This is a genomic window from Streptomyces sp. NPDC030021, from assembly GCF_055574035.1.
This window is the reverse complement of record NZ_JBVIAH010000013.1, coordinates 20,642-37,471: the sequence shown is the minus strand read 5'-3', so window position 1 is coordinate 37,471 and position 16,830 is coordinate 20,642. Positions and strand designations below refer to the sequence as shown.

The 16,830-nt window shown below is 69.7% G+C and carries 15 protein-coding genes, 2 tRNA genes and 1 pseudogene; 12 read left to right on the top strand and 6 right to left on the bottom strand.

What is annotated here, in order from left to right:
* Positions 1–6: 6 nt before the first annotated feature.
* Entirely contained in the window at positions 7–942 is a 936-nt protein-coding gene (locus tag ACZ4YL_RS24580) for a major capsid protein (RefSeq protein WP_371588043.1), read from the bottom strand.
* Positions 943–1,985: 1,043 nt separating this feature from the next.
* On the opposite strand from ACZ4YL_RS24580, the gene ACZ4YL_RS24575 reads away from it, so the two are divergent.
* Positions 1,986–2,234: a hypothetical protein gene (locus tag ACZ4YL_RS24575; protein ID WP_266352413.1), complete on the top strand. Its 249-nt coding sequence runs from the start codon at positions 1,986–1,988 to the stop codon at positions 2,232–2,234.
* Here ACZ4YL_RS24575 and ACZ4YL_RS24570 read toward each other — a convergent pair whose 3' ends face one another.
* On the bottom strand, positions 2,235–2,435 hold the full coding sequence (locus ACZ4YL_RS24570; RefSeq protein WP_468119624.1) for an HNH endonuclease: 201 nt from the start codon (positions 2,433–2,435) through the stop codon (positions 2,235–2,237).
* Here ACZ4YL_RS24570 and ACZ4YL_RS24565 point away from each other — a divergent pair.
* A complete protein-coding gene (locus ACZ4YL_RS24565) occupies positions 2,376–2,567 on the top strand; it encodes a hypothetical protein (RefSeq protein ID WP_328966155.1) in 192 nt (63 codons plus the stop codon). The two genes, ACZ4YL_RS24570 and ACZ4YL_RS24565, sit on opposite strands and share 60 nt — an antisense overlap.
* 1,222 nt (positions 2,568–3,789) lie before the next feature.
* On the opposite strand, the gene ACZ4YL_RS24560 is transcribed toward ACZ4YL_RS24565, so the two are convergent.
* Complete coding sequence (locus ACZ4YL_RS24560; RefSeq protein WP_468119362.1) at positions 3,790–5,499, bottom strand: recombinase family protein; 1,710 nt, start codon at positions 5,497–5,499, stop codon at positions 3,790–3,792.
* A 20-nt stretch (positions 5,500–5,519) separates the two neighbouring features.
* Here ACZ4YL_RS24560 and ACZ4YL_RS24555 point away from each other — a divergent pair.
* From ACZ4YL_RS24555 to ACZ4YL_RS24530, 6 genes and pseudogenes are all read left to right on the top strand, one after another.
* A pseudogene (locus ACZ4YL_RS24555) lies at positions 5,520–5,636 on the top strand (metallopeptidase family protein); the annotation flags it as partial.
* Positions 5,633–6,157 (top strand): FluC/FEX family fluoride channel, encoded by a 525-nt coding sequence (locus ACZ4YL_RS24550; RefSeq protein WP_468119361.1) that lies wholly within the window; start codon positions 5,633–5,635, stop codon positions 6,155–6,157. The pseudogene ACZ4YL_RS24555 and the gene ACZ4YL_RS24550, both read left to right, overlap by 4 nt.
* Positions 6,154–6,528 (top strand): fluoride efflux transporter CrcB, encoded by a 375-nt coding sequence (crcB, locus tag ACZ4YL_RS24545; RefSeq protein WP_468119360.1) that lies wholly within the window; start codon positions 6,154–6,156, stop codon positions 6,526–6,528. The genes ACZ4YL_RS24550 and crcB overlap by 4 nt, the downstream gene beginning before the upstream one ends.
* Before the next feature lie 124 nt (positions 6,529–6,652).
* Positions 6,653–7,189, top strand: coding sequence for a hypothetical protein (locus tag ACZ4YL_RS24540; protein ID WP_468119359.1), 537 nt, complete (start codon positions 6,653–6,655; stop codon positions 7,187–7,189).
* Between the two features lie 308 nt (positions 7,190–7,497).
* Positions 7,498–9,867: a DEAD/DEAH box helicase gene (locus ACZ4YL_RS24535; protein WP_468119358.1), complete on the top strand. Its 2,370-nt coding sequence runs from the start codon at positions 7,498–7,500 to the stop codon at positions 9,865–9,867.
* A gap of 218 nt (positions 9,868–10,085) precedes the next feature.
* Positions 10,086–10,158 (top strand) — tRNA-Lys (locus ACZ4YL_RS24530).
* Between the two features lie 106 nt (positions 10,159–10,264).
* On the opposite strand, the gene ACZ4YL_RS24525 is transcribed toward ACZ4YL_RS24530, so the two are convergent.
* Positions 10,265–10,732: a helix-turn-helix transcriptional regulator gene (locus ACZ4YL_RS24525; RefSeq protein WP_468119622.1), complete on the bottom strand. Its 468-nt coding sequence runs from the start codon at positions 10,730–10,732 to the stop codon at positions 10,265–10,267.
* Positions 10,733–11,045: 313 nt separating this feature from the next.
* On the opposite strand from ACZ4YL_RS24525, the gene ACZ4YL_RS24520 reads away from it, so the two are divergent.
* From ACZ4YL_RS24520 to ACZ4YL_RS24505, 4 genes are all read left to right on the top strand, one after another.
* On the top strand, positions 11,046–11,597 hold the full coding sequence (locus tag ACZ4YL_RS24520) for a GNAT family N-acetyltransferase (RefSeq protein WP_468119356.1): 552 nt from the start codon (positions 11,046–11,048) through the stop codon (positions 11,595–11,597).
* 84 nt (positions 11,598–11,681) lie between these two features.
* Positions 11,682–11,755: transfer RNA gene (locus ACZ4YL_RS24515), tRNA-Met, on the top strand.
* Positions 11,756–11,960: 205 nt separating this feature from the next.
* Positions 11,961–13,139 (top strand): PP2C family protein-serine/threonine phosphatase, encoded by a 1,179-nt coding sequence (locus ACZ4YL_RS24510; RefSeq protein ID WP_468119354.1) that lies wholly within the window; start codon positions 11,961–11,963, stop codon positions 13,137–13,139.
* Between the two features lie 306 nt (positions 13,140–13,445).
* On the top strand, positions 13,446–14,486 hold the full coding sequence (locus ACZ4YL_RS24505) for a M23 family metallopeptidase (protein WP_468119353.1): 1,041 nt from the start codon (positions 13,446–13,448) through the stop codon (positions 14,484–14,486).
* On the opposite strand, the gene ACZ4YL_RS24500 is transcribed toward ACZ4YL_RS24505, so the two are convergent.
* Positions 14,395–15,822, bottom strand: coding sequence for a PrsW family intramembrane metalloprotease (locus ACZ4YL_RS24500; protein WP_468119351.1), 1,428 nt, complete (start codon positions 15,820–15,822; stop codon positions 14,395–14,397). The two genes, ACZ4YL_RS24505 and ACZ4YL_RS24500, sit on opposite strands and share 92 nt — an antisense overlap.
* A 43-nt stretch (positions 15,823–15,865) precedes the next feature.
* On the bottom strand, positions 15,866–16,612 hold the full coding sequence (gene trmB, locus ACZ4YL_RS24495; protein ID WP_468119620.1) for a tRNA (guanosine(46)-N7)-methyltransferase TrmB: 747 nt from the start codon (positions 16,610–16,612) through the stop codon (positions 15,866–15,868).
* Between the last annotated feature and the right edge of the window lie 218 nt (positions 16,613–16,830).

Here is a 16,830-nt window from a genome sequence, read left to right as displayed (position 1 = left end):
GGTTGATCAGCCGTTCAGTACGTTCGTCAGTCGGGCTGCCGCCTTGCCACCGAACAGGGCGAGGCCGCAGTAGAAGTCGATGCGGGTCCGGTAGACGGGCTTGTCGTGGGACTCGCCGAGGTCGGTTGCCTGCACACCACCATTGGTCAGTCCGGTGACCCCTGCGTCAGCCTCAGTGGACCCGAAGCGGACCGCGTAGATGTCACCGGTCTGCTTACCGCCCGTTCCGGCCGTCAGGGGCAGCACGTCCGTACCGTCCAGCTTCTGGCCCGCGTCGAGCATCGGGATTCCGTTCCACATCACGGCACGCTTACCGGCGATCTCGGACGTCAGCAGTTCGGAACCCCCGAGCCGGCGGAACCCTGACGCGATCTTGGCCCGGATGTCGGCGTTCATGTAGAGCGCGCCGTTGGCACCGTTGATGCCGCGGACGCGTGCGGTCAGCGTGTCCAGCGCATCGAAGAACTCGTAGCCGTTGGCCACCGGACCGAGCCCCTTGGCATCAGCTACCTGAGTGCCGAAGAGGCGCTTACGCAGACCGTCGAACCCCTTCGGGTCCACCATCACGTCACCGTTGAAGAACTGATCTGAGAAATGAACGGATGCCGCCTTGACCTTCATCATGATCTGAACTGCCCGCTGATCGTTCAGGTTGCCGCGGGTCTGCACGATGAACTTGTCCACGTCCGCGTCACCGCCCAGGATGGCGAGCGTCTCGATCTTCTGGTTGAGCGTCCCGGTGCTCTCCGGGTACGCCTCGTTGACCGCACGGAAGGAGACACCCGGGAGGGTGGACTCCTCGTTGTATCGGTAGGCGTTGCCGGCGATCTTCAATAGCGGAAGGCGATCCAGGATCGGCGATTCCTGAACGAACGTCTCGATGACACCGCGCTGCAACTGGTCCTGCGAGAGCTTGGCGGATTCGGCCAGAGTGAGCGTCATTTAATTCTCCAATAGTGATGGCGAATACAGCAAAGGAGCGAAACCGTGAACTCGGTATCGCTCCACAAGAAGGCTCTAATGAGCCATGCGAGTTTTTTGCCTCCCTGCCGTGCGGCCTCGGGAGGGGCAGGGGTCACCCCCCTGGTCAGAACGGCGGACGCTCCAGCGATTCGCGCCGTGACCGCGCTTCCGCGGCGAATCCGCCCGGCTGATGCTTCGCTGTCTCCCTGCTGTGGCACGACGTGCACAGCGGACGCAGACGAGAGGCAACGTCCGGATCGGCGACACCCCGAGCCAGCAGCGAACGGCGCGACTTGGGGAAGTGGTCTGCAACCGTCGCGGTCTTCCCGCACAGCACACACCACGGATTCCGATACAGGTACGCGCGCCGGATGTAAGGCCAGCGAGGCCCGTACGCGCTCGTCCCCGGTGTGACCCGCTGTGCAGTCGCCTCGCGCTCATGCTCGACACAGCGGCCACCACGGGCGGTCAGCTCGGGGCACCCGGGGACAGAGCAAGGGGGGCGGGGTCGTCGGGGCATTACATACCCCCCTGGATGTGAATTCGCATGCTTGTTCGCGATGCGGGAGCTGTAGGTAAAAAAACTGAGGTGTGCCGCAAGTTTTTCCCGACAGGATTTGAACTGATCACATGGGGTTCTGGAAGATGAGGTGCGAACCAACCCACATCATTTGGAGGGCATTGCCTTGTCCAAAAACCCGCCGCACCCGCCGCACCCATTTTTTGAACTCCGGTGCGGCAGCCTGCACTTGAGCCTCCAGCATGTGCCCGTGTGGCTGGTATCGCTGATCACCACAGCTGCCGGAACCGGAGTCGCATGGTGGGCGAACCGATGAGCGGGGTGCACGGACTCGAACCGTGACTACCGCCGTGTTCAACCCCAGGACCATCGGGCGCCTACTAGGGCAGCGTGCGCACCTACACCGCGCCCCTTCCGCACCCGCAGGGGTCTGGTCGGGGCCCGTACGGGCGGCGTCTGTGAGTCGGGCGTGCCCCCGACCGCGCAAGATCGTTCGCAGCGCATGAACAACACCAAGCGTGTACTCGCCGCCATCGCCCTCGCCGGTGCCGCACTGTCCATCACGGGGGCCGCTCACGCAGACGTAGTCATCACCGACGACAGCGCCGTATCCTCCGACACCGGAGACAGCTCAACGTTCACATCGAACGGAGAGAACAAGGCTTCTTTCAACGACGCAGGCCCGAACCTGGTGGCCATCCGCAAAGACGGCGGGAACAGCTTTCCCTTTGGGGACGGCTTCCTCGCCTAATCAGTACGGCGGAGCCTTAACCCCCAAATCCTGACGAGTGTTGGTTCCGATAGAGCGCCTGTACGTTCCCGTAGGTGTCTCGCTACCGGGGCAAGTGCTAGCACCACCGAACTCGGCGCTCGTCTTGAGCTGGTGGCAGTCGTGGCACAGCACGTGCACGTTGCCGTCTGTGTCCTCGCCACCGAGGGACAGCGGGCGCACGTGGTCCACGTCCACTTCATCGGCGCCGTACGTTTCCAGGCACCAGGCACACCAGGCCGAGCCCCGGTTCTGCACGAGCCGGCGGAGCCGGGCAGCAGCGTCGTACCGGGCCGCTCGTCGCCGGCTCCGTGACCGCCGTGCCCGAACAGCGGGGCGAGGTTCGTAGTCCTGGTGGTGACCGTGGCAGCGTCCGCGGTGCGTCGCGGGCTCGGTGCAGTCGATACAGGACACGGTCACCCCTTGTCGTTGGTCCTGGTGGTCGTCGTCTGACTTGGAACTTGCGAAGGGTGCCGGGTTTCATGCGGTGCCTCTTGCTCTCTGGTCTGCCATACGCTCAAGGGGTGGGAAAGAGGAAACCGCACGAAGTGCCCCCGCCATACCGGCGGTTCGCTGGCACATGTTTGATCTGTGGCATGGGCCTTCAGTGGGAGGCAAGCAGCAACCGGACGTTGGTTGATCGTGAGGGCAGCTCGTACTGCGAGCTCCGCGAGGGGCGGCACGTGCTGGCGTACCGCAGGTAGCGCCGTCCTCGCCGGCGGAACCGGTCCGGACGTGTGGGGGACTGCACGTGCTTGCAACCCCTTTTGGCACCCCGGAGGGGGTTACCCATGGGCGGTGTGGTCCCCGCTCGCTGCCTCACGACCCCTGCGGCCACCCCCATAACGGGAGGGTGCGTGGTGCATGGGCAACGTTGAATCCGAGAGCGGGAACTCTGTCCGCTGGTTCCCCCGCTCCCTCTTGCCCCAGCAGTAGGGACCGAGGGTGTTCCGAGGATGCCGAGCCGTGTCGGTGGTGTCGGCTGTGACCCCGGTTTCTCTTCTCTCTAGTTTTTTCTATGGGTTCAAAAAAGTGTTGAAAGTCGTCACTCTCAACACTCTTCGCGTCGCCTCGCCGCTGTGGGACGACTCCGCCGACTTGGGGCGCCCCTCTTTCTCCCGGTCTTAGTGGAGAGCAGACCTTGCCCGGCCTGCGCGCTGGCAGCGGGCAGGATTTTGGGTTTGCCATAGTGGAGGCCGGAGGTTTCCCGCACCCTGCCAGGCCGCATTGGTGTTCAGGGTTCCACTCCGTCTCCCTGCTTGTTGGGGAGAGCAAGGGGTGCCCGAGGGGCTGCCAGTGGTGCAGTGCTGTTCGGGACGCCGGTCTCTCTTCTTTCTTAATTTTTCTATGTGTTCTAAAAAATCGGTTGTAACCGTCACTCCAGCACCGATCGCTCCGCTGTCAGGCAGTCCGGCCCCGAGGGCTCGCAGGCGAACAGTCACGGAACGCCCGTACGCCTGCCTGCGGGCACAAGACAGCCCCGGACGGTCACGGGGACCATCCGGGGCTGTGCGCCCGACTGGGGGCGTCTGAGGGGTTACGCGGGCGCTGGCTTGGCGTCGGCCTCAGCGAGCGTTGTGGGGAAGGACAGGCCCTCGGGGCGTTCCTCCCCGACCCACCAGAAGCGGAAACGGTCGAAGGACGGGCGGACGCCGGTCTTGCGGGCCTTGAAGACCCACGCGCGTTCCAGCACGAGACCGACGATCTCGCGGCGCTCGGCAAGCGGCCAGTTCGCCCATGCCTCCTTGAAGAGCTCCGTGTCCCGCAGGAACGTGATGTCGAGTGCCTGTCCTTCGGGAAGCTCCCTCAACTCCTTCTCGTACCCGTCCAACCGCCCGTTGCTCACGTCGTAGCGGCGCTTGAAGCGGGCTTCACCGCGAGTGCCTTGGAAGAGGCCGTTCAGCTTCTCGTCCTCAAGGCGGTCGAGGAACTGTTCCTCTTCCCGGATCAGCGCCTCAAGCTGGGAACGGCGGGCCTTGCGGTCCGGGTGCTTCATGTCGGCCCAGCGCTGAGCGATGGCCAGGATCGCCGGGTCGTCGTCATCGAGTGCGCCGAGGCGGTTGATCATCGCTTCGGTCACCAGGGCATCGGCGTGGGTACCGCTGATCAGCACACCGGGGCACCGTCCGCTGAAGTGTCGGCGGACGCAGCGATAGCGGGGCCAGACCTCACCCTTCCGGACGAACGCAGTGTCGTAGGACATGCGGGACCCGCACTCGCCGCAGTCGAGGTAATCCGACATGAGACCGGTGACCGCCCGGCCCGTCTCCTTGGACTTGCTGCCGGGCGTGGCGTCACGGGTCCAGTGGACGGGGACGCGGCTGCCGAACATCGATCGCAAGCGGGTGTGGTCCGCGAAGCTGATGATCTCCTCGCTGACCCGGACCATCTCGCCCGTCACGGTGTGACGGTGGACTTCACCCTTGTGAGGCAGGTATCCGGCCAGTGTGGGCGAGATCACAAGCTGTCGGACGACTGGCCACGACCATGAGTTCGGGGTCTTGATCGGCTTCTCGCGGAGCTTATGAGCCTTGAGGGGTTCGCCCTTGGCCTCAAGCTGGGCGATCCGCTGCTTCCGGCTCGCCCAGCGCGGAGAGTCGTGGCCCTGGTCATTGATCCACTTGGCGACGGAGCGCAGTGACTGGCCGTCCAAGAGCTTCGCGACCACGGTGCGGATGATCTCCGACTCCTCCGGGTGCGGGGTGAGCTTCCGTTCCGGCGTGACGATGAAGCCGTACGGGCGGCTGCCCATCCAGCGGCCCTCGTCCCGTTCGTCCGCCCGGAGGTCCGTGACCCGGATGGACGTGTTCTTGGATTCCGTGTGGGCCTGGTGCGCGGCCAATGTGAGCTGGATCTCCCAGCCCTCGTTGTTCGAGTCGATCCCGTCCGCGATGGAGATGAAGCGGCACCCGGTCTCGTAGACGATCCGGATGATCTCCGATGCCTGCGGGATGCCCTGCCGGGTCGCCCGGTCCACCTTGAAGACGATCAGCACGTCCGCCAGGCGCTCGCGGAGCATGGTGAGCGCGGCTTCCCAGTCGGGTCGGTTCACGTAGGTGTGGAACCCGGACTTGTCCTCGTCCTTGAAGACCTTGATCACGTCCGCGCCCAGGTCATCGGCCCGGCCCCGGCCCGCCTTCTCCTGGCGGGGGATGGACGTGGACGTGTCCGTGAGATCCGAGATCCGTAGGTACAAGATCGCGCGCAGGATGGCCACGGCGCGCGAGAATGGCTCTCGTGGTGACATGCAAACCTCCCCTAACCCCGCTGACCAGCCTAGATCCGAGGTCGGACAAGGTGTCTAACGGGTGTTCCTGCGTGCACGAGATCGCCCACCACTTCGGGATCGACGACGACCGGCTGCACGCGCTGGGGTACGGGTGACCCGGCCGGTCCCGGTTCCCGGTGACGGGGCGCCGCATGCGGCGCAGTCGGCGGAGGCGATCGATCCGGACGTCGACCTGCACGTACCCGCGCAGCGCGCCGAGCCGCAGGGCCGGGTGCTCGCGGCGGTGGCGGCGGGCGGCGCGATCGGGGGCGCGGCGCGGTACGGGATCTCCCTGCTGTGGCCGGCCGGGCCCGGGGCCTTCCCCTGGGCGACCCTGTGGATCAACGCCTCCGGCAGTGCGCTGATCGGCGTACTCATGGTGCTGATCAGCGAGGGCGGCCGGACGTCCCCGCACCCGCTGCTGAGGCCCTTCGTGGGGGTCGGCGTGCTCGGCGGCTTCACCACCTTCTCCACCTACGCGGTGGACTTCTCGCGGCTCCTGGACGAGGGGGAGACGGGAACCGCCCTGGCCTACGGCGGGCTCACGGTGACGGCGGCGCTCGGCGCGGTGTGGGCGGCGGCCGCGGCGACCCGGCGCGCGGTCCGCGGCCGCGGACCCGGGCGCGTTCCACGGTGAACTGGCTGCTCGTGGTGGCGGGGGCGGCCGTCGGTGCGCCGCTGCGCTACCTGCTGGACCGGGCGGTGCAGGCGCGGCACGAGTCCGTCTTCCCCTGGGGCACCTTCGTGGTCAACGCGGCCGCCTGCCTGGTGCTCGGGGCGCTGGCCGGGGCGGCGCTGGCGGGAGCCGCCTCCTCGCGGCTGCAGTTGCTGCTCGGGGCCGGGCTGTGCGGGGCGCTCAGCACGTACTCGACGTTCTCGTACGAGACGCTGCGGCTGGCCGAGCGCGGCCGGGGGTTCCTGGCCGCGGCGAACGTGGTGATGTCGGTGCTGGTCGGGCTGGGCGCGGTGCGCCTCGGGTCGCAGGTGGCGCTGCGGCTCTTCGGCTGAGGGGTCCGGCCCAGGGCTTCGTCCCGGTGTTCGTCCGAGGGCGTGTCCCTTGCGGGTCAAAGGGAGTTGGGCACATTGACCCGCTCATGCGGAAAGTTCACCCTCAGGCTCCGGAGGTGCCCCCGTGCGCCAGTTGTCCGCTTCCCTCCGACTGGCCGTCACCGCGCTCGCGGTCGCGGCGACGGCCGGCTGCATGAGTGTCGGCGAGAACGCGGCCAAGCCCGGGCCCTCCGCTTCCGGGGACCGCCGCGGCGGCGCCGAGGCGGGCGCGGGGACCACCTCGGGGCGGGGCTCCGGGGTCCGCGGCAACGGGCACGGCACGAAGGACGGTACGGGGACCCAGGACGGCAGGCCCAAGGAGGACGGCAAGGCCTCCGGTGCGACCGGGGCCTCGCCGAGCCCGGGCGCGCCGAGCGGCCGGCCGGGAGTGCCCGCACCGTCGGCGGGACCGGGCGGCGGCGCGGGCGGGCAGGGCCCGCAGGAACCCACGACGGGTGGGTCGGGCGGCGGCTCCGGCGGCCCGGGTGGTTCGGCCGGCGGGCAGCAGTCGGCGAGCCCGACCCCGGCACCCCCGGCCACGACTCCCCCTGTGACGGAACCCACTCCTCAGCTGCCGAGTCCGCAGCCGGAGCCGACCACCCAGCCGGCCCCCGAGCTGTAGGCCCGGCGGGCACCCGGCCGGGTCCGTGAGGGCCCGGTCCGGTGCCGACGCCGGAAGCGTCTTCGCAGGTCAGAGACGTTTCTGCGGGAGCGACTTGCCAGACCCCGGGGAGGGTGCGTATGGTTATAGATCGTTTGATCCCATTGCCCGGCGCCGAATCCGAAGAGCGCCGTGTGGCGCGTACTCTCCCTAGCCGTGGCTGACCGCATTGAGGCGGTCGATTTGCGATTCACGGAGTTTGGGCGCGTGCCGAGACTCCGGAAGGTTTCGCATTTCGCATGTCCATTTCCAGTTCTGACCGTTCCGTCATGCCCGAGAACGACTCCAACGAGATGATCGACGCCGAGGCCCTTGTGGTCACCGAGGCGATCGAGGCCGCCGAGGCGGACGAGATCATCGAGGCTCTTGAGGCCGACGTGAACACCGACGGGTCCTTCGAGGACTCGACCACCGACTTCGACGACGACGCGGACGCTGACGCCGACGCCGAGCCCTCGATCACCTTCGGCGACCTCGGTCTGCCCGAGGGCATCGTGCGCAAGCTCGCCCAGAACGGTGTCACCGCCCCCTTCCCGATCCAGGCCGCGACCATCCCGGACGCCCTGGCCGGCAAGGACATCCTCGGCCGTGGCCGCACCGGCTCCGGCAAGACCCTCTCCTTCGGTCTGCCGACCCTGGCCTCCCTGGCCGGCGGTCACACCGAGAAGAAGAAGCCCCGCGCGATCATCCTCACGCCGACCCGTGAGCTCGCGATGCAGGTCGCGGACGCCCTCCAGCCCTACGGCGACGTGCTCGGCCTGAAGATGAAGGTCGTCTGCGGCGGTACCTCCATGAGCAACCAGATCTACGCTCTGGAGCGCGGTGTCGACGTCCTCGTCGCCACCCCCGGCCGTCTGCGCGACATCATCAACCGTGGCGCCTGCTCCCTGGAGAACGTCCAGGTCGCGGTTCTCGACGAGGCCGACCAGATGGCCGACCTGGGCTTCCTGCCCGAGGTCACCGAGCTGCTCGACCAGATCCCCGGCGGCGGCCAGCGCATGCTCTTCTCCGCCACCATGGAGAACGAGATCGGCACCCTGGTCAAGCGCTACCTGTCCAACCCCGTCACGCACGAGGTCGACAGCGCGCAGGGCAACGTCACGACCATGACGCACCACGTCCTCGTCGTGAAGCCGAAGGACAAGGCGCCGGTCACGGCCGCCATCGCCGCCCGCAAGGGCCGCACCATCATCTTCGTCCGCACCCAGCTGGGCGCCGACCGCATCGCCGAGCAGCTCGTCGAGGCCGGCGTGAAGGCCGACGCGCTGCACGGCGGCATGACGCAGGGTGCCCGTACCCGCGTCCTCGCCGACTTCAAGGACGGCTACGTCAACGCGCTCGTCGCCACCGACGTCGCCGCCCGCGGCATCCACGTCGACGGCATCGACCTGGTCCTGAACGTGGACCCGGCCGGCGACCACAAGGACTACCTGCACCGCTCGGGCCGTACCGCCCGCGCCGGCAAGTCCGGTGTCGTGGTCTCCCTCGCGCTGCCGCACCAGCGTCGCCAGATCTTCCGCCTGATGGAGGACGCGGGCGTCGACGCCTCGCGTCACATCGTCCAGGGCGCCGGCGCCTTCGAGCCGGAGGTCGCCGAGATCACCGGTGCCCGTTCGCTGACCGAGGTCCAGGCAGACTCCGCGAACAACGCCGCCAAGCAGGCCGAGCGCGAGGTCGCCGAGCTCACCAAGCAGCTTGAGCGCCTGTCGCGCCGTGCCGTGGAGCTGCGCGAGGAGGCCGACCGTCTGGTCGCCCGCTCCGCCCGTGAGCGCGGCGAGGACCCGGAGGCCGCTGTCGCCGAGGTGGCCGAGGCCGCCGAGGCCGAGGTCGCGGCTGCTGCCGCCGCCGCTGCCGCCGAGCTGGCCGCGCAGGAGCGCCGCGAGGAGCAGCGCGCCCAGCGGGACGACCGTGGCAACTTCGAGCGTCGCGACAACCGTGGCGGCGACCGCGGTGGCGACCGCGGTGGCGACCGCGGTGGCGACCGTGGTGGCTTCCGCCGCGACGACCGCGGTGACCGCGGTGGCCGTCCGTCGGGTGGCTTCAACCGTGACGACCGTGGTGGCGACCGTGGTGGCTTCCGCCGCGACGACCGTCCGTCGGGTGGCTTCCGCTCCGGTGGCGACCGTCCGTCCGGTGGTGGCTTCCGTCGTGACGACCGTCCGTCCGGTGGCTTCAACCGCGATGACCGTGGTGGCGACCGTGGTGGCTTCCGCCGCGACGACCGTCCGTCGGGTGGCTTCCGCTCCGGTGGCGACCGTCCGTCCGGTGGTGGCTTCCGTCGTGACGACCGTCCGTCCGGTGGCTTCAACCGCGATGACCGTGGTGGCGACCGTGGTGGCTTCCGCCGCGACGACCGTCCCTCCGGCGGCTTCAACCGTGACGACCGCTCCTCGGGCGGCTTCAACCGTGACGACCGTCCCTCCGGCGGCTTCCGCTCCGGTGGCGGCGACCGCCCGTTCAACCGCGACCGTCGTGACGACCGTCCGGCCGGCGGCTTCCGCTCCGGCGGCGGCGACCGCCCGTACGGCCGCCGCGACGACCACCGTCCGTCCGGCTCCGGCTCCGGCTCCGGTTCCGGTTCCACCGGCGGCTTCGGCGGCCGCCGCGACGACAAGCCGCGCTGGAAGCGCAACGGCTGATCGCAGCTGAGCTGAACCCCTGAGAAAGGGCCCGTACGACACCCAGGTGCCGTACGGGCCCTTTCTTCACTCCCGGGAACTGATGGTGCGTAACACCCCCTCGGGGGCAGGTCCCAGGCCCTGCGGAGCGCCACTGGACCGGCGGCGACAGGCCGGTCGGCGGATACCCGATCGGCTGACCGGCGCGGTCCGGCTATGCTCTGGGGTGAGCACCTGGAGGGCCATTAGCTCAATTGGCAGAGCAGCGGACTTTTAATCCGTTGGTTGTCGGTTCGAGTCCGACATGGCCTACTGCTCGCAGGCGGGGGTTTCCCACCCCTGACCTGCTACTAGCGCCCCACCCGATTTCGGCCGGGTGGGGCGCTCAGTCGTTTCCGGGCCCGGGTGCGGAGGCAGATCAGAGCCAGCGTCTGTGGGCGGCCTTGATGCCGGCTTCGAAGCGGCTACTGGCGCCCAGGCGTTCCATGAGCGAGGACATGTGACGTCCGACGGCGCGCGAGGGGGTTCCCAGGCGCTGGCCCACCGCTTCGTCGGTGAGGCTGGTGCTGAGCAGGCGCAGGATTTCGCGTTCTGTGGTGGTGATGCTGGTCCGGGGGTCCTCGGGGCGAGCGGCGCGCCGAGCGGGACGGCGGTGTTCCAGGCCTGTTCGAAGAAGTCGAGCAGTGCGGCGAGAATGCCTGGTTCGGTGACGTGGAGGGCGCCCTGGCGCGTGTCGGCGGGGTCGATGGGAACCAGGGCCTGGGTGCGGTCGACGACGACCAGGCGCTGGGGAATCGTGGGGGCGGTGCGGACCTCGCCGCCCCGGCCGAGCAGCCGGTGCGCAGCGGCTGCGAGCGTGGGTGTGTGGCGCAGCGGTAAGTTCCATCTGCGTGATGACGACGGGCCGTTGGCTCTGGTGGACTGGGGTCAGTCGGGTGACCTGCCGGTTTCCGCGAACTGGGATGGTTCGGGTCCGGGCAATCTGGGTGTGTTCCGGCCTTCGACCGGTCAGTTCCACCTGCGCAACGACGACGGCTCCCTCACCACCCTCGACTGGGGCCGGCCCAGGTAGTCCTTCGGCCCTTGTGCCAGCCCTGGACCTGCGCAAGAGCGCACCATCCGATTCCTTCGGGCGGGGCGCTTCGCCGTACCGGTAAATCCGGTGACCCCGCAGGTCGGTGACGGTAGCGTCGCCGACCATGACGCCTGTTCTCCGTACCGAACGCCTGCTCCTCGGCCCGTACACCCCCGAGGACGAGGAAGGTTTCGTCGCACTCTTCCAGGACACCCGGGTGTCCCGGTGGATGGGCGACGGTCCCACCTCCGAGGCCGAGGACCGGGCGCTCTTCGGACGGGTCTTCACGAAGGTCTACGCCGAGAGCCTCTTCGACGTGTGGGCCGTACGCCGGGACGGACGGCTGGTCGGGCACGCCGAGATCAAGCGGACCGACGAGGTCGACGGCCACGAGATCATCTACGCCCTGGCTCCCGAGGCCTGGGGAGCGGGCCTCGGTACCGAGATCGCCGAGGCGATCGTCGCGTACGGCTTCGGTCCCCTCGGCCTGACGGAGGTGCACGCCACCGTGGCCGACGCCAACACGGCCTCCCTGGTCCTGCTGGAGCGCATCGGCTTCACCCGCGTACGGGACCTGAGGGAGGACGACGGGAGCACCACCCACGTGCTGACCCGCCGCCGGGACCCGGCACGCGGCCGGCTCCGGGCCGGCTCCGGGCCGGTTTCGGGGGCTTGACCTGCGGTGATGCGGATCTGCGGGTGGTTCGGCGGTTAATTGGCGAAGGACTCCCCCCGGATGGCGTAGAGTTGTGTTTACCGACGCGGGGTGGAGCAGCTCGGTAGCTCGCTGGGCTCATAACCCAGAGGTCGTAGGTTCAAATCCTGCCCCCGCTACTCAGTACGAAGGCCCGGTTCCTCCAGAGGAACCGGGCCTTCGTCGTGTTCCGGCCCCGCCGGTCGCTCTTCTCACGTTTTCTCACACCTCGTCACCCGTCCGGCCGCCGTCAGGTCGCCGTACGGATCCTCCTGCCGCCAGCCTTGAGGGGCGAGGAGGCGGCGGGTCCGGACCCGTGCGGCGACCGGGCGGCAGGAGAGCAGCGTGGTGGGGCTGGGCCGGCAGGGCAACGGCGTTGGGCGCGCGGGCGTGGGCCTGGGCGGGAACGGTGTGACCCGTCGCGTGCTCCTGGTGCTGCCGGGTGTGCTGATCGCCCTCGGGATGGTCTTCGACGTGCTGACCCCGCCCAGCTTCACGGGGTCCCCGTTCTTCACGGCGGCCCCGCTGATCGCCGCCCCGCTGTTCACCCTCTGGGCCACGGCCCTGACCGGCGGCCTGGCCGTGTTCGCGGTGTTCGTGCTGCACATCCTCAACGGCACCAGCTGGAAGGTCGAGGCGCTGACCGAGCTGGTGACCGTACTGACCGTCGCCGGGCTGGCGCTCCTGATCAACCGCATGGTGCGGCGCAGCGGCGAGCGGCTCGCCTCGGCGCGCGGGATCGCCGAGGCCGCGCAGCGGGCGGTCCTGCCGAAGCCGGCCGAACGCATCGGGGGGCTGTACGTGTCCGCCTGGTACGAGGCCGCGCAGGCCGACGCCTTCATCGGCGGCGACCTGTACGCGGTCCAGGAGACCCCGTACGGAGTGCGGCTGGCGGTGGGCGACGTACGGGGCAAGGGGCTGGGGGCGGTGGAGGCCGTCGCGGTGGTCCTCGGGGCGTTCCGGGAGGCGGCGGACACCGAGCCCACGCTGGAGGCGCTGGCGCAGCGGCTGGAGCGGGCGCTGGCCCGCGAGGGCACCCGGCGCGACAGCCTGGACGCGGTGGAGGGGTTCACGACCTGCGTGCTCGGGGAGATCCCGCCGGGCGTGGGTGTGCTGCGGCTGCTCAACCGGGGTCATCCCGAGCCGCTGCTGCTGCACGAGAACGGTGAGCTGGCGGTCCTCGCCCCGGCGGAGCCGGCCCTGCCGCTCGGCATGGGGGAGCTGGGCGGCTGGCCCGACCTGGTGCAGGAGTGGCCCTTCCCGGCGGGGACCACCCTGCTGCTCTACACGGACGGTTTGACCGAGGCCCGGGACGGGGCGGGGGAATTCTACGATCCGGCGGCCCGGCTGCGCGGGCGGATCTTTCCAGGGCCGCAGGCGCTGCTCAGCGCGCTCAGCAGCGATGTGCGCCGGCATACGGGCGGCGGGGCGACGGACGACATGGCGCTGCTCGCGGTGGGCCGTCCGGGGCAGCGGGAGCCGGAGCGGCGCCGGACCGTGCCGGTGGTGCCCCGCGCGACATGATGTGACGGTCCGTAATGGGAAGGGTGCTCTCTGCAAGGGGGTTGACGAGTCGTCATTTCCGGCCTGTGGCTGAAGAGGTGGAGGAGTCGCTTGAGTTTTGCCCTGGTTGAGGACGGTTTGCTGTGAAAAGGAATGGCCAAAGCCGGTCGTTGAGTGGCTGATTGGTGGGAACGATCAAGCGGAGAAGCTTGGAATCACTCCCCTACGTCTATTACCTTTCGATAACGCAGCGCGGTCGTCCCAGCCGTCGCAAGAGACGGCACCGTGCGCGCGCGCGTCCTGCGCGTCGATGAGGAGTGTGCCCCGGTGGCCTCCAACTTGCCTGCCCCTGAAGGCATCGAGATCCAGGAGCCGCCCACCGCGGGTGCCTGGGGCGAGTGGAACCCCACCGAGGATTCGGTGCGGCCGGTCCGCGGCAAGCACCGGGTCGCCAAGCAGCGCGGGGGACTTGCCCGCAGCTCCACCGTGCTCGGCGTCGGTGTCATCGCGGCGGTCGGCGCCGGCGGTATCGCCACGGCGCAGGACCGGCCCCAGGTCGCGATATCCCTGCCGGACCTGTCGGCTCTGCCGGCCCTGCCCGACTTGATGACCGGGGACAAGGCCCAGCAGGAGGACGGCGGTTCCGGACCGGCGGCCTCGACGGGCGAGCGGACGGGGATCATCGCGCAGCAGTCCGCCCAGGGCGCGGACGCGGGCGAGGTGTTGCGCAACCGCATCCTCCAGCAGGCCGAGTCCCAGCAGGACGCCGCCGAGGCCAAGGCCCGGGCGGACGCCGAACAGGCCGCGCAGCAGGCCGCCGCCCAGGAGGCCAAGGAGAAGCTGGAGGCGGCCCGCACGGCCGCCGAAGAGGCGAAGACGCAGGCCGAGGCCAAAGCCAAGGAAGAGGCCGAGGCGAAGGCCGCGGAGGAGGCGGCGGCCAAGGCCGAGCAGGAGCGCCTCGCCAAGCCCGCCGGCAGCTACTCCCTGCCCACCTCCGCCTACACCCTCACCTCGCACTACGGGGACTCCGGCTCCATGTGGTCCTCCGGCCACCACACCGGCCTCGACTTCGCGGCCCCGACCGGGACCCCGGTCAAGGCCGTGGCCGACGGAAAGATCACCTCGGCCGGCTGGTCCGGCGCGTACGGCTACCGGATCGTGCTGGAACTCCCGGACGGCACGGAGATCTGGTACTGCCACCTCTCCTCGATGTCGGTGACCTCCGGCGCGGTCGGCGCCGGCGAGACCATCGGCCGCGTCGGTGCCACCGGCAACGTCACCGGACCTCATCTCCACCTGGAAGTACGCAAGGGCGGATCGACACAGGACCCGCTGGCGTGGCTGAACTCCAAGGGCCTGAACGTCTGAGTCCCGGGTCCGGGTTCACTCCCTGGGCCGTCCCGGGGTTCGTTCCCGGCTTCGTTCCCTGGGCCGGGTCCGGCGTGCCGCGGTCGTGGTCCGTCCGCCGCGGCCCGGGTACGTCCGCCGGTGCGGCCGCCGGGTCCAGAAGGTCGAACCACGGCGGAACCAGCTCCTCGATGACCGCCGCCCGGGCCAGCGCGGGACCCGCCGTCGCCCGGGACTGCCAGAGCCGGTGCAGCAGCTCCCGCTCCCGGCCCGCGAAATCCCGTTCCCGTACGGGGCCGCCGCGCCGCGCCCGGTTCCGCAGCAGGGCCAGGGCCGCCGCGTCCGCCTCGTAGCGGGCGACCGTGCGTCCGGCCGCCCGGCCCCCGCTGCGCCGGGCCAGGGAGCGGGCCAGTGACCGGGCCGGCATCGAAGCCAGGGCCGGGACCTCGGCCGGACCGAGCCAGCCCGCGGCGGCGTACAGCGCGAGCTCACCCTCGACGGCCCGCAACCGGTTGCGCCTTATCCGCACCGCCAGCCACACCAGCAGCCCGAACACCGGGACCATCACGCAGCTGTAGACCACGTAGAACCCGTGCTCCCCGAACTGCGAGGAACCGTTCCACAGCGCGTGCATGCCCATGGCCAGCGCCAGGCCGAGCAGCGGCGGGCAGATCCTGCGCGAGCGGCGGGCGCTGACGGCGGCCACGCCGAAGCCCAGCCCGGTGAGCACGGTGAACAGCGGGTGCGCGAACGGCGACAGCACTATCCGCACGAAGAAGGTCGCCGCCGTCACCGATTCCAGTGCGCCGCTGCGGTCGGCCAGGTCCTCCACGAAGGCGTTGCCGAGGTAGAGGATGTTCTCGGTGAAGGCGAAGCCGGTGGCGGTGAAGCCGGCCACCACGAACCCGTCGGCGGGGCCGGTGAAGTGACGTCTCCGGAAGACGAACACCAGCAGCAGGGCGGCCGCCTTGGCGCTCTCCTCCACCACCGGGGCGATGGCCACCGAGCCGAGGTGATCGGCGGCGGAGGCGTCGGTGGTGGTCGCGGCTATCCACTGGGTGGCGAAGTTGTTGGCCAGTATCGCGATCAGCGCCGCGGTGCAGGCACCCCAGCCGAAGCAGAACAGCAGCTGCGACCAGGGCACCGGCGCGGCCCGGCCCAGCCACCGGAAGGCCGCCATGAGCGGCGCCACCGGCAGCAGGGCCAGACCGAGACCGACGAAGAAGCCGGAGGTGCCGGTCTGTTCCCGCACGAGTTCGAGGATGGTGACCCCGGTCGCGGCGAGCAGGGCGAGGAGCACGCACGTGCGGACCGTGCCGGACGGACGTGGGAGCACGAGGTGGAGCGCTCGGTACACACCATGACCCTAGCGAGCCGGTCTGACACGCGCGGTGACCTTGTCAGTTCTCCGTGCGACGGAAGAGCAAGTCGTGTACGAGGTGGCCCTTGTCGAGGCCCTGGCCCTCGAAGCGGGTCAGCGGCCGGAAGGCGGGGCGCGGGGAGAAGCCGCCGCCGGGCTGCGTGTTCTCGAAGTCCGGGTGCGCGGTGAGCACTTCGAGCATCTGCTCCGCGTACGGCTCCCAGTCGGTCGCGCAGTGCAGTACGGCCCCGGGCGCCAGGCGGGTGGCGGCCAGCGTGAGGAAGTCGGGCTGGATCAGTCGGCGCTTGTGGTGGCGGGCCTTGGGCCACGGGTCCGGGAAGTACACGCGGATGCCGGCCAGCGAGTCGGGCGGCAGCATCTCGCGGAGCAGGATGATGGCGTCGCCGTTGGCCACCCGGACGTTGGTCATCCCGCCGCGCTCGGCGAGGGCGAGCAGGTTGCCCTGCCCGGGGGTGTGCACGTCGGCGGCGAGGATCCCGGTGCCGGGATCGTCGGCGGCCATCTGGGCCGTGGCCTCGCCCATGCCGAAGCCGATCTCCAGGACGACCGGGAGGCCGCCGAAGAGCTCCTCGAGGTCGAGGACCCGGTGGCCGTCGATGTCCAGGCCCCAGGTGCCCCACAGGCGCTTCAGGGCCTCGCCCTGGCCGGTGGTGACCCGGCTGCGCCGGGGCTGGAAGCTCCGGATCCGCCGCTCGTGGTGCGAGCCGGCCGGGTCCGGCGCGGGCCCGTCGGGGAAGCGGGGCTCGGTGCGCCACTTGGGCGGCACGTACGAGTTCGTCTCCGGCGCGGCGTCCGGGAGGCGGGGCGACTGGGGATTCAGGGACTCAGACACAATGCGCTGATTCTACGACGGGGGGTGGGGGGGGGGGGGGGAGAGAACCCCCCCCCCCCCCCCCACCGGGTCCCACCACCACCACAGGTCTCCCAACGCGAGGGGGGAGCCCCCCCCCCCACTCACAGAAAAAAACCACATCAGGTAAAAGA